Annotated in this window: 7 protein-coding genes; 4 read left to right on the forward strand and 3 right to left on the reverse strand. The window is 72.3% G+C overall.

Annotation, left to right across the window (positions count from 1 at the left end):
- The first annotated feature begins 8 nt into the window (after window positions 1-8).
- Together ACFY1J_RS25470 and ACFY1J_RS25475 are read left to right on the forward strand one after the other, a co-directional pair.
- Window positions 9-2,840, forward strand: coding sequence for an SUKH-4 family immunity protein (locus ACFY1J_RS25470; RefSeq protein WP_390731994.1), 2,832 nt, complete (start codon window positions 9-11; stop codon window positions 2,838-2,840).
- Between the two features lie 205 nt (window positions 2,841-3,045).
- Window positions 3,046-3,933: a cellulose-binding protein gene (locus tag ACFY1J_RS25475; RefSeq protein WP_390731995.1), complete on the forward strand. Its 888-nt coding sequence runs from the start codon at window positions 3,046-3,048 to the stop codon at window positions 3,931-3,933.
- Between the two features lie 58 nt (window positions 3,934-3,991).
- On the opposite strand, the gene ACFY1J_RS25480 is transcribed toward ACFY1J_RS25475, so the two are convergent.
- The 3 genes from ACFY1J_RS25480 to ACFY1J_RS25490 all read right to left on the reverse strand — a co-directional run bounded on the left by ACFY1J_RS25480 (window position 3,992) and on the right by ACFY1J_RS25490 (window position 7,773).
- Entirely contained in the window at window positions 3,992-5,611 is a 1,620-nt protein-coding gene (locus ACFY1J_RS25480; RefSeq protein WP_390709908.1) for a cation acetate symporter, read from the reverse strand.
- Window positions 5,612-5,614: 3 nt separating this feature from the next.
- The gene (locus tag ACFY1J_RS25485) at window positions 5,615-6,082 is read right to left on the reverse strand and encodes a DUF485 domain-containing protein (RefSeq protein ID WP_390731996.1); all 468 of its coding nucleotides are present in this window, start codon (window positions 6,080-6,082) and stop codon (window positions 5,615-5,617) included.
- 197 nt (window positions 6,083-6,279) lie between these two features.
- Window positions 6,280-7,773 (reverse strand): MFS transporter, encoded by a 1,494-nt coding sequence (locus ACFY1J_RS25490; protein ID WP_390709910.1) that lies wholly within the window; start codon window positions 7,771-7,773, stop codon window positions 6,280-6,282.
- 425 nt (window positions 7,774-8,198) lie between these two features.
- Between ACFY1J_RS25490 and ACFY1J_RS25495 the strand changes: the two genes are divergently transcribed.
- Window positions 8,199-8,987: an ABC transporter ATP-binding protein gene (locus ACFY1J_RS25495; protein ID WP_390709911.1), complete on the forward strand. Its 789-nt coding sequence runs from the start codon at window positions 8,199-8,201 to the stop codon at window positions 8,985-8,987.
- Window positions 8,984-11,551 (forward strand): ABC transporter permease, encoded by a 2,568-nt coding sequence (locus ACFY1J_RS25500; RefSeq protein WP_390709912.1) that lies wholly within the window; start codon window positions 8,984-8,986, stop codon window positions 11,549-11,551. Before ACFY1J_RS25495 ends, ACFY1J_RS25500 begins: the two co-directional genes overlap by 4 nt.
- The last annotated feature ends 341 nt before the right edge of the window (window positions 11,552-11,892 follow it).

Here is an 11,892-nt window from a genome sequence, read left to right on the forward strand (position 1 = left end):
CTTCGGCGATGGTGACGTTCGCGCAGGCGCAGGAGCGCGCCGAGGAGTGGGTCAACGGGGACGTTCCGGCGTATCAGCACCGTGAGGTGCGGGTGCGGGAGTTCGACCTCGGTTTTGTGGTGTGGGGCGAGGACCGTGCGGAGGGGCCGCGTTCGGACGCGGGCGCTCAGCGGCTCGTCATCGCGCGGGACAGCGGTGAGGCGACGCTGTGGCCGGCGCTGCCGGTGGGTGAGGTGATCCGCCGGTACGAGGAGGAGTACGGCCGTCCGGACGAGGTCGAGGACGCGGTGCCGGCGCCCGCGGCCCGCGTGGATCTGAACCAGACGTCGTTCCTGCTGAGCCCGCCGGAGTGGCTGCAGGAGGCGGCGGACAAGCTGGGGATCCCGGATCGGCGCTCGTCGGACGGTGAGCTTCCGCAGACGCAGGCCGGGGTGCCCACGGCCGCGGCCGCGGAGCCCTCCGCCGCGCCGCCGGCCGCGGGAACTCCCGCGCCGGGGACCCCGGTCGGTTCCGGGGGCAGTGGTGCGGCGTGGCCGGCCGCGGGTGGCGGCGAGCCGGGCGACGGGGCGCACGGTGTGTCTGCCGGGGCGACGCCCTGGGCCGGTACGGACACCAACGCGGACGCCGGTGAGGACCGTTCCGTGCCGCTGCCCGCGACGGTGTTCGCGCCGCCGCTGAGCGACTCCGGCGGCGGGGCCACGCCGCCGGACGCCAAGACGGCGCTGATGTCGGGTGGCAGCGGGCTGCCGCCGACGGCGGTCTCTCCGGCGCTCGGCGATCAGGGTGCGCCCGGTGTGCCGCAGGGCAGCACGCCGCCTCCGCCTCCGTACGGCTATCCGCAGGGGCAGGCGGCTCCGGGTACGCCTCCTCCGGGTGTGCCGCAGGGCAGCACGCCCGCGCCGCCGGCCGCGCCCACGTACGGCTATCCCCAGGGTCCCGGCGCTCCCGCCGGCCCGGGCACTCCGCCTCCGGGCGCCCCCGGTTACGGCTACCCGCAGGAGCCGGGCGGTGCCCCGGACGCGCCTCGTCCCCCGGCCGGTCCGGGTGGGCCGGGGCGGCCGCTGGCGCCCAACGCCAGTGACATCGCGGACGCCGCGACCAGCAAGGCCGCGCCGCCGCCGCGCCGGCCGCGGGGCCCGGTGGGCGCGCCGCCTCCGCCGCCGGGCGCTCCGGGTGCTCCGGGCGCGCGACCGGGGAGCACGCCTCCGCCGCCGCCCGCGCCGGGCGCTCCGGGTGCTCCGGCGGGCGGGTATGTGCCGACCCAGCTGATGTCGTCGCTCGGTCCCGAAGGGCCGGAGGGAGTGGCCGGTCCGGCCGGACCGGGCGTGCCGACTCCGCCGGGTGCCCCCAACCCGCCCGGTGCGCCGGGCACGCCGGGCGGCACGCCTCCCGGCAATGTGCATCACGCGGCCACGGTGCTGGCCGACCCGTCCCAGATGGGCGGGGGCACGGGCGGGGGCGCGCCGCAGCCGCCCGGCGCCCCGGGCGTTCCGGGCGCGCCCGGCGCACCGGTTCCGCCTGGCGCTCCCGGTGCTCCCGGGATGCCCCCGGCGGGCCCCGGCGCTCCCCAGCCGCCGGGTGCTGCGGGGGGTGCGCGAGAGGCCGTACACCACGCGGAGACCGTGCTGGCCGGGCCGCCGGTGGCCGGGCCCGGCGCACCTCCGCCGCCGCAGGCCCCCGGCGTGCCCGGGATGCCGGGCGCCCCGCAGCCGATGCCCCCGGGCGCCCCGCAGCCGATGCAGCCGCACGGCGCGATGCCGCCGCCCGGACAGCGCATGCCGGGGCAGCCCATGCCCGGTCAGCCCATGCCGGGGCAGCCCATGCCCGGGCAGCAGCCTCCGGCGTACGGCTATCCGCCGCAGGGGCAGCCGACGGTCGGCCCGGGGTATCAGGCCGTGCTGCGCTACCGCGCCCAGGACGGTTCCGAGCAGCAGCTGATCCGGCGTTCGGCGCCGGGTACGCCGCACCCGGAGTGGCAGATCTTCCACGAGCTGCGCGCCATGAACGTGCCGCCGGACAAGGTGCTGGAGCTGCACACGGAGCTGGAGTCGTGTGCGCTGCCGGGTGCCTACTGCGCGCGGATGATCCGGGAGCAGTGGCCGCAGGCGCGGATCACGAGCATCGCGCCGTACGGCACGGACCACGCGAGCCGGCAGCAGGGCATGCAGCAACTGCTGGCGCACCAGGGCGAGTTGCACCAGGTGGCGGACGGTCCCGCGCGGCCGGCGCCGGTGCGGGTGCCGGTGCCGCAGGTACCGCCGGTGCCGCCCGTCCCGCCGGAGGGGATCGCCCAGGAACTGGCGGCGGCGTTCGGGCCGGGTGTGTTCCGGTTCGAGCAGGCGGCGGTGTCGCGGCAGGGCGTGCCGCCGGTCGTGGCGCACACTCTGGTGGCGGCCGGACTGCCGCTGGACATGGGTCCGTTCTTCTGGGCGCAGGCCCAGCCGGGCCGTCCGGTGCCGACGCTGGCTGAGCTGGCACAGGAGCGCGGCGTGCAGCCGGCCCCGGACGCGGGTTCGTACCTGGTCATGGGCACGGACTTCGGCAAGGCGATCTGTGTGCAGTACGGCACGGCGAACATCGTCGCGGTCCCCGTGGAGGCGGGGCCGGGCGGTGCGCCCGTACCGCCGCAGTTCGTGAACTCCGGGCTGCCGGAGTTCGCGCGCTGTCTGGCGCTGTTGGGCCGGATGTGGCGGCTGCGGTTCGGTCTGAACCAGGAGCAGGCGGGCCGCTGGACCGTCGACTTCCAGGCGCAGCTCGCCTCGCTCGACCCCGCGGCGCTGGGTTCGCCGGAGAGCTGGTGGTCGGTGCTGCTGGAGCAGATGTGGGACGGGTTGCTGTGACCCGTGTCCGACTTATCTGACGCATCGTCAAGGGCAGGGCCCGGTCGTACGACTTCGTACGACCGGGCCCTGCCCTTTTCAGGTGGTGTCTCGCCATGTTCGTTGCTTATGCGTGGAGTGTCGCGTTATAAACACTTGCGCCTGATCCATAAAGATGTGCGCACCATCGTCGGTGCGTGTGGGGCAGGTGGAGAGGGGTTCCACGGTGAGCAGCGCTTCGGAGTCGCCGTACGGCTTCGCGACCGTCCGGGGGCGCGGCTACCGCCCCGAGCAGGTCGACGTGTACGCGTCGGCACTCTCCCGGGACCGCGACGCCGCGTGGGAGCGGGCCGCGCGGCTCACCGTGCTCGCCAAGGACATGGGGGCGGAGGCGGAGCGGCTGCGCGGGACGGTCGCGCGGCTCACCCCGCAGACGTACGAGACGCTCGGGGAGCGCGCACGGCGCGTGTTCCAGCTCGCGGCGGAAGAAGCGGCGGACGTGCGGGAGGGCGCGCGGCGCGCGGCACAGGAACACCTCGCCGAGGCGGAGGCGTATGCCCTCGACGTGCGGCGCACGGCGCAGGAACAGGCGGACGCGCTGCGTGCGGAGGCCGAGGAACGCTCCCGGCAGCGGCTGCTCGTGGCCCGCGCCGAGGCGGACGACCTGCGTATCGGCGCCCGGCGTGAGGTGAAGGAGGGGCGCGGCGAGGCGCTCGCCGCGTTGCGGGAGGTGCGGCAGCGCACCGAGGGGATGCTTGCCGAGCAGGCCACGGAGCACGCCGAACGATGGGCCGAGGCCGACCGGCAGGCCGTCGAGCGGGCCGCCGCGCTGGAGAGGCAGCATGTCGAGCAGTTGGCCCGGGCCGAGGTCGCGCTGGCCGAGGCGAAGCGGGAGTTCGGGGAGGCGGAGGCGGCGGCACGGCGGTGTCAGGAGGACGCACACGCGCGTGCCGCCGATCTCGTTGCCGCGGCGCGGGTGCGGGAGGACCGGATCGCGCGGGAGACGGAGCGGGTGCTGCGCGAGCACGGGGAGCGGTGGGACGACGTACAGGCACACATGGATCACATGCGCGACAGCCTGACGTCGCTGACCGGGCAGGCCGCCCTGGAGTGAGCCGGGCGCGACCCGGCCCCCGCGCTTCAACTCTCCCCGCGCCTCGCCCCCCTGTGCCTCAACTCCCCCTGCGCACGGCCCCCGCCAGGATCCACCCCTCCACCGCCTCGTACTGCCGCCGTTGTTCCTCCGCCTTGCGCCGGCCGGAGGCCACCGTGCCCAGCCAGCCGAAGAGGAAGCCCGCCGGGATCGAGACGATGCCCGTCGTCGTGAACGGGAACCAGTTGAAGTCGGCGTCGGGGAAGGCCGAGATCGGTGAGCCGGAGACCAGGTTGGTGCCCGGCATCAGCAGCAGCACGGTGAGGGAGCCGCCGATCAGGGTGCAGATCAGGCCGGTTCGGGTGTAGCGGCGCCAGAAGAGGCTGTAGACGAGGGCGGGGGCGATGGCGGAGGCGCCGAGGCAGAAGGAGAGGGTCACCAGGGGCTGCAGGCTGCGGTGCTGGACCAGGGTGGCCAGGAGGATGGTCGGGGCGCCGATCGCCAGGGCCGAGAACCGGGCCAGGGTCATCTCGCGGCGGGCCGACATCTCCCGTACCCGGCCCGCGAACACGTCGTGGGCCAGGGAGTTGGCGCAGGCCAGGATCATTCCGGCGACGGAGGCCAGGAGGGTCAGGAAGATCGCCGTGGTGACCGTGGTGAACAGGAAGGTCTCGGCGCTCGACACGTCCGGTCCGAAGGCCGCTCTGGAGCCCAGCAGATACGCCGTGTTGCCCTGCGGGTCGGCCTGGGCGATCGTCGTACGGCCGATCAGGGCCGTCGCGCCGAGGCCGACGACCGTGATGACCAGGACGAACACGGCCACGCTGGACACCGCCCAGGACATCGAGCGGCGCACCTGGCGGGCGCTGGACGCGGTGTACATGCGCATGGTGATGTGCGGCAGGCAGGCGCCGCCCACGACGATCGTCAGCTCGGACGTGATCATGTCCAGTCGGGGGCTGGTCCCGCCCATGAACTGCAGTCCCGAGTGCAGGAAGGCGTCCCCGGCCCCGCTCTGCCGGGCGGCCGCGTCGAACAGGGCGCCGGGGTCCCAGTCGAAGCGGTGCAGGATCAGCAGGGCGACCAGTGCGCCCGAGCCGAGGAGCATCACGATCTTCACGATCTGGATGAGGGCGGTGCCCTTCATGCCGCCGATCGCCGCGTAGCTGATCATCAGCGCGCCCAGCCCGATGACGCAGCCCGTCTTCAGCGACTCGCTGGAGAAGCCGAGGATGAAGGCCAGCAGTTGTCCGGTGCCGGCCAACTGCACCAGCATCAGCGGCAGCAGCGCGGCGATGGTCACCGCGCACGCCGTGACGCGGACGCAACGCCCGGGCATGCGGCGGGCGAGCGCGTCGCCCATGGTGAACCGGCCCGCGTTGCGTAGGGGTTCGGCCAGCAGGAACATCATCAGCAGCAGCGACAGGGTGGTGCTCAGCGCGAGCACGATGCCGTCGTATCCGCACAGGGCGATCACTCCGCCCGTGCCGAGCACGGTGGCCGCCGAGATGTAGTCGCCCGCGATCGCCAGGCCGTTGCGCATCGGGGACAGGGAGCCGTAGCCGGTGTAGAACTCGTCGAGGTCGTCACGGTCGGGGCCGGTCATCACGCACAGCAGGAGGGTGATGGTGGCTACGGCGGAGAACGCGACCAGGGACATCGCCTGCGCCGAGTCGCTGAATCCCGTGAACCCGGTCATGGTTCACGCCCCCCGCCTGGCGTCCAGCTCCGCCTGCTTGCGGATGCGGTCCGCGATCGGGTCGACCTGGCGGCGCGCGGTGTGCTCGTACAGCGCGATCGCCAGCCAGGTGACGGGGAGTTGGAGGAGCGCGAGGAGCAGTCCGGCGGGGATGCCGTCGCTGACCGTGGTGGTCATGACGTCCGGGGCGAACGCCGACAGGACGAGGAAGAGCGTGAAGTAGCCGAGGGCGGTGAGGGTGGCGGTGCGCCGCTGCCAGCGGTAGGCGGTGCGCAGGACCCGCAGGTCGCTGTGGTGGCCGAGGGGGGTGCGGTGGGGCCGGGGGCGGGGCCTGGGCGGTTCGGGGGGCAGTGGCTGCCAGGGGTAGGTGAGTTGCGCCGGGGCGGATGGGTGCGGGGAGCGGACGGAGGGATATGGGTACGGGACGGAGGGATACGAAGACGGGACGGGTGGATACGGGTCGTGGGACATCCCGTGCTCCTTGCCGGCTCGGGTCCGTGGCGGCGGACCGCAGGGAGATTGGGGGGTGCGAGCCACGCACGCTACTCGCAGGTATCCGGAGCGCGCGACGTTTTCACCAAACTGGACGGTCGGTATGCGCTTACTACGCAAAAAGGACCCTGACCTCGGGTGTTACCCGCGTTAACTCATATTTTTCTGGCTCTCCGTCAGTCCTTCAGCACGGGGAAGCGCCGCGGCGCCAGGAACAGCAGCACCAGAAACGCCAGTCCCGCGGCGCACGCGGCCCCCATATACACCGCGTGCACCGCGTCGGCGATCGCATGCCGCGTGGCCTGCGGCGCCGTACCGGCATCGAGCCCCCGCGTCACCGAGTCCAGGTCGCCCGCGCCGCCCAGCCGCGCGGCCAGCACCCCGTTGGCGACCGCGCCGAACACGGCGGCGCCGACGGTCTGCCCGGTCTGCCGGCAGAAGAGCACCGACGCCGTGGTGGTACCGCGCTCCGCCCACCCCACGGTCGACTGGACCCCCACGATGAGCGGCAGTTGGAACAGCCCCAGCGCACCGCCCAGCAGCAGCATCAGCAGCGTCGGCTGCCAGGCCGCTCCCGGATACGGCAGGAACGGGAACGCGAACAGGATCAGCGCGGCCGTGCCGATGCCGAGCATCGCGGTGTCGCGGAAGCCGATCCGCCGGTACACGTGCTGGCTGAGCGCGGCCGACACCGGCCAGCTGAGCGTCCACACGGACAGCACGAATCCGGCGGCCACGGGCGCGAGGCCGAGCACCGACTGCGCATACGTGGGCAGGAACACCGCCGGCGCCACCATCAGCAGGCCCAGTGCGCCCAGCGCCAGATTGACCGCCGCGATCGTACGGCGCCGCCACACCCACCCAGGAATGATCGGCTCCGCCGCCCGCCGCTCCACCCACACCACCACGCCGACCAGCCCGAACCCCGTGGCGAACAGGGCGAGCGACGGCACGGACAGCCACGCCCACGCCACCCCGCCCTGCACCAGCGCGGTGAGCAGCACCCCGCCGCACGCGAACACCGCCAGCGCGCCCGCCCAGTCGACGCGCACCGACGCGGGCCGCTCGCGCGCCGGCTCGTGCAGATGACGGACGACCAGCCAGAGCGCGGCCCCGCCTATGGGCAGATTGACGAGGAAGATCCAGCGCCAGTCCGCGTACGCCGCCAGCGCCCCGCCGATCCCCGGTCCCGCGACCGCCGACACCGCCCACACCGTGGACAGCTTGGACTGGATCTTCGGGCGCTCCTTGAGCGGATACAGATCGGCGGCCAGGGTCTGCACCGTGCCCTGCAGCGCCCCGCCGCCCAGGCCCTGCACGATGCGGAACGCGATCAGCGCGCCCATGTTCCACGCGGCCGCGCACAGCAGTGAGCCGAGCAGGAACACGGCCGCACCCGCCACCAGGACGGGCTTGCGGCCGAAGGTGTCGGAGAGCTTGCCGTAGACGGGCAGGGTGACCGTGACGGCGAGCAGATAGCCGGAGAACAGCCAGGAGAAGACGGTGAACCCGCCGAGGTCGGCGACGATCTGCGGTACGGCCGTGGAGACGACGGTGGAGTCGAGCGCGGCCAGTGCCATCGCGAGCATCAGGGCCGCGACGACCGCGCCGCGCCGGGCGGGTGCGGTGCGCTCGGCGCTGTCCCGGGTCGCCGGTCTCGTACTGCCCACCCGGATCCCTCCCCCTACTGGTTTCCCTCTGCATCCATCCGCCCCGCGACAGCTTCCCACTTGACCATGACGCAACGGGAGGGTGGAGCCTGAGTGCGCCGGTGGGTGGACCTTCCCCGGAGAAGGACTCCACCTGGCGGTGGACGTCCCCTAGGGGGATCTCCGCACGAAGGCTCGGGGAGGGTTCGTACCCCTGGAGGAGGAACCGGCCCCCGGGTCGTCCTTAACCTGGCTTTACGCCGCCGGGGGGCGGTTGTCCGAACCGGCGGGGGTGGGGTTTTCCCCCGGGGAAGACGGGGCTTCGCACCAGCGCGCGGCACCCCCGCCACCCACGAGACTCATCGGCGTACCACTTCGACCGACCGGTGCGGCACCGAGCGCCGCTCGCCCGTCAACCGACATATAACCGACATAGGAGACTTACCGTGACATCGGCTGTGACCATTCCCAGGCACGGGGGTACTGGAGGGCCTACGGCCGTTGCGGCGCGGGCCCGACAGGTCGTCAAGGCGTACGGGTCGGGGGAGACCCGTGTCGTCGCCCTCGACCACGTCGACGTGGACATCGCCCGCGGCCAGTTCACCGCGATCATGGGCCCCTCGGGGTCCGGCAAGTCCACCCTGATGCACTGCCTCGCCGGACTCGACACCGTGACGAGCGGCCAGATCTATCTGGACGAGACCGAGATCACCGGCCTGAAGGACAAGAAGCTCACGCAGCTGCGCCGGGACCGGATCGGGTTCATCTTCCAGGCGTTCAACCTGCTGCCGACGCTGAACGCGCTGGAGAACATCACCCTGCCCATGGACATAGCCGGCCGCAAGCCGGACAAGGCCTGGCTGGACCGGGTCGTGGAGACGGTGGGTCTGGCCGGACGGCTCAAGCACCGGCCGTCCCAGCTCTCCGGCGGCCAGCAGCAGCGCGTCGCCGTGGCCCGTGCCCTGGCCGCCCGCCCGGAGATCATCTTCGGTGACGAGCCGACCGGAAACCTCGACTCGCGCGCGGGCGCCGAGGTGCTGGGCTTCCTGCGCCGCTCGGTGGACGAGCTGGGCCAGACCATCGTGATGGTCACCCACGACCCGGTGGCCGCCTCCTACGCGGACCGGGTGCTCTACCTCGCCGACGGCCGGATCGTCGACGAGATGTTCCAGCCGACGGCCGACCAGGTCCTGGACCGTATGAAGGACTTCGACGCCCGGGGACGTACGTCATGACCGTCCTGAAGACCTCGATGCGCAACTTCTTCGCGCACAAGGGACGCATGGCGCTGTCGGCGATCGCGGTGCTGCTGTCGGTGGCGTTCGTGTGCGGCACGCTGGTGTTCACCGACACCATGAACACGACGTTCGACAAGCTGTTCTCGGTGACCGCCTCCAACGTCACGGTCTCGCCCAAGGGCGCGTCGAACGACAAAACCCCGCAGAACGGCGTGCCGCTGTCGCTGCCCGCGTCCGCCGTGGCGAAGGCCAGGACGGCCGACGGCGTCAAGTCGGCCGAGGGTGCGGTCAGTTCCCTGAACGTCACCGTCGTCAACAGCGACAACGACAACATGGGCTCCAGCACCGGCGCGCCCACCATCGCCGGCAACTGGACCAGGAACGACCTGCGGTCCATGGAGATCACCTCCGGGCACGCCCCGCGCGGGCCGACCGAGGTGATGGTCGACGCCGACACCGCCGACAAGCACCACCTCAAGATGGGCGACGAACTGCGCACCATCGCGCAGACCGGCGACTTCACGGCCCGGATCGTCGGCATCGCCACCTTCAAGGTGACCAACCCCGGTGCCGCGGTCGTCTACTTCGACACCGCCACCGCCCAGCGCGAACTGCTCGGCGCCACCGGCCGGTTCACCCAGATCAACGTCACCGCCGCGGCCGGCGTCTCCGACGCGCGGCTCAAGCACAACGTCGCACAGACGGTCGGCGCGGGGACGTACAAGTACCAGACCGCCAAGGAGAACGCCGACGAGAACCGCAAGGGCGTCGGCGAGTTCATGAACGTCATCAAGTACGCCATGCTCGGCTTCGCCGGCATCGCGTTCCTGGTGGGCATCTTCCTGATCATCAACACCTTCTCGATGCTGGTCGCCCAGCGCACCCGCGAGATCGGCCTGATGCGGGCGATCGGCTCCTCCCGCAAGCAGGTCAACCGGTCGGTGCTGGTCGAGGCGCTGCTGCTCGGCTTCGTCGGCTCGATCCTCGGTGTCGGCGCCGGTGTCGGCATCGCCGTCGGCCTGATGAAGCTCATGGGTTCGATGGGCATGGACCTGTCGACCCGGGACCTGACGATCAAGACGACCACCCCCGTGGTGGGCCTGATCCTCGGCGTGATCGTCACCGTCCTCGCCGCCTATCTGCCCGCCCGCCGTGCCGGCAAGGTCTCCCCGATGGCCGCGCTGCGCGACGCCGGTACGCCGGCCGACGCCAGGGCGGGATGGATCCGGGGCCTGATCGGCCTGCTCCTCACCGGCGCCGGTGCGGCCGCCCTGTTCGCCGCCGCCTCGGCGAAGAAGGCCAGCGACGGCTCGCTCGTCCTCGGCGCGGGCATCGTCCTGTCCCTGATCGGCTTCGTCGTCATCGGCCCGCTCCTTGCGGGCGGGGTGGTCCGGGTGATCAGCGCGGTGCTGCTGCGGGCCTTCGGCCCGGTCGGCCGGATGGCCGAGCGCAACGCCCTGCGCAACCCGCGCCGTACGGGGGCCACGGGCGCCGCCCTGATGATCGGCCTCGCACTGGTCGCCTGCCTGTCGGTGGTCGGCTCCTCCATGGTCGCCTCCGCCACCAGCGAGCTCGACAAGTCGGTCGGCGCGGACTTCATCGTCACCGGCCGCCAGCGGATCGTCCCGCAGGCCCAGCGGGCGATGGAGCGCACGCCGGGCCTGGCCCATGTCACCAGCTACAAGGAGATCGAGGCCACGCTGACCTCGCCCGACGGCAAGACCGACGACAAGGGTGTGACGGCCGCGGACCCCTCGTACTCCGGTGACCTGCGCCGCACCACCACCGAGGGCACCCTGACGAACGCCTACGGCAAGGACGCCATGGCGGTCGGCTCCGACTACGCCAAGAAGCACGGCGTGCACGTCGGCGACACCATCACGGTCGCCTTCAAGCACGGCCGCACGGCCGGGCTCAAGGTCGCCGCCATCACGGACGACGACACCGCGCTCGACAAGGGCGCGCGCTACATGAGCATCGCGACCATGGCGAAGTACGTCCCGAAGAGCCAGATCCCGCCGAACGTGATCATGTTCGCCAAGGCCAGGGAAGGCCAGGAGAAGCAGGCGTACGCGGCTCTGAAGACGTCCCTGAAGAAGTGGCCGCAGTACGACGTCAGGGACCAGACCGACTACAAGAAAGAACTGAAGGACCAGGTCGGCCAGCTCCTGAACATGGTCTACGGCCTGCTCGCCCTGGCGATCATCGTCGCCGTCCTCGGTGTGGTGAACACCCTGGCGCTGTCGGTGGTCGAGCGGACGAGGGAGATCGGCCTGATGCGGGCCATCGGCCTCTCCCGCCGCCAGCTGCGCCGCATGATCCGCCTGGAGTCGGTGGTCATCGCCCTCTTCGGCGCCCTGCTCGGCCTCGGCCTGGGCATGGGCTGGGGAGCGACCGCCCAGAAGCTCCTCGCCCTGGAGGGTCTGAACGTCCTGGAGATCCCCTGGCCGACGATCATCGGGGTCTTCATCGGCTCGGCCTTCGTGGGCCTGTTCGCGGCACTGATCCCGGCGTTCAGGGCGGGGCGGATGAACGTGCTGAACGCGATCGCGACGGATTAGCCGCGTCGGCCGCGTCGGCCGCGTCGGCCGCGTCGGCCGAGCCGACGCCTGGACCACCGCACACGGGGGTTGCGGGGGAAAGCCCGGTGCCGGGGAGCCTTGGGGGGCTTCCCGGCACCGGGTGTATGCGTGCGTATATGTGTGCCGGGATTTCTGGGCACCGGTGGGTACTACCAGCCCGTCCGGCGTTTGAGGGACGAGGCCGTTCAGGCCGAAGCGGGGGTCTGGGGGCGGCAGCCCCCCCAGTGAGCGGCCACACCAACCCCGGCGACCGGCAAACCGGCGTTGTCCACAGGCCCCCGCACCAGCCGGCGCAGCGTCGTACGCTGGAGACCCCCCGG

It is taken from the genome of Streptomyces sp. NPDC001406, assembly GCF_042895285.1.
Lineage (GTDB): Bacteria > Actinomycetota > Actinomycetes > Streptomycetales > Streptomycetaceae > Streptomyces.

Excerpts from the sequence above, each read along its gene's own strand:
- ACFY1J_RS25470 (WP_390731994.1), top strand. The coding sequence starts at position 9 with ATGGTGACGTTCGCGCAGGCGCAGGAGCGCGCCGAGGAGTGGGTCAAC.
- ACFY1J_RS25480 (WP_390709908.1), bottom strand. The coding sequence starts at position 5,611 with ATGACCGGGTTCACGGGATTCAGCGACTCGGCGCAGGCGATGTCCCTG.
- ACFY1J_RS25485 (WP_390731996.1), bottom strand. The coding sequence starts at position 6,082 with ATGTCCCACGACCCGTATCCACCCGTCCCGTCTTCGTATCCCTCCGTC.
- ACFY1J_RS25500 (WP_390709912.1), top strand. The coding sequence starts at position 8,984 with ATGACCGTCCTGAAGACCTCGATGCGCAACTTCTTCGCGCACAAGGGA.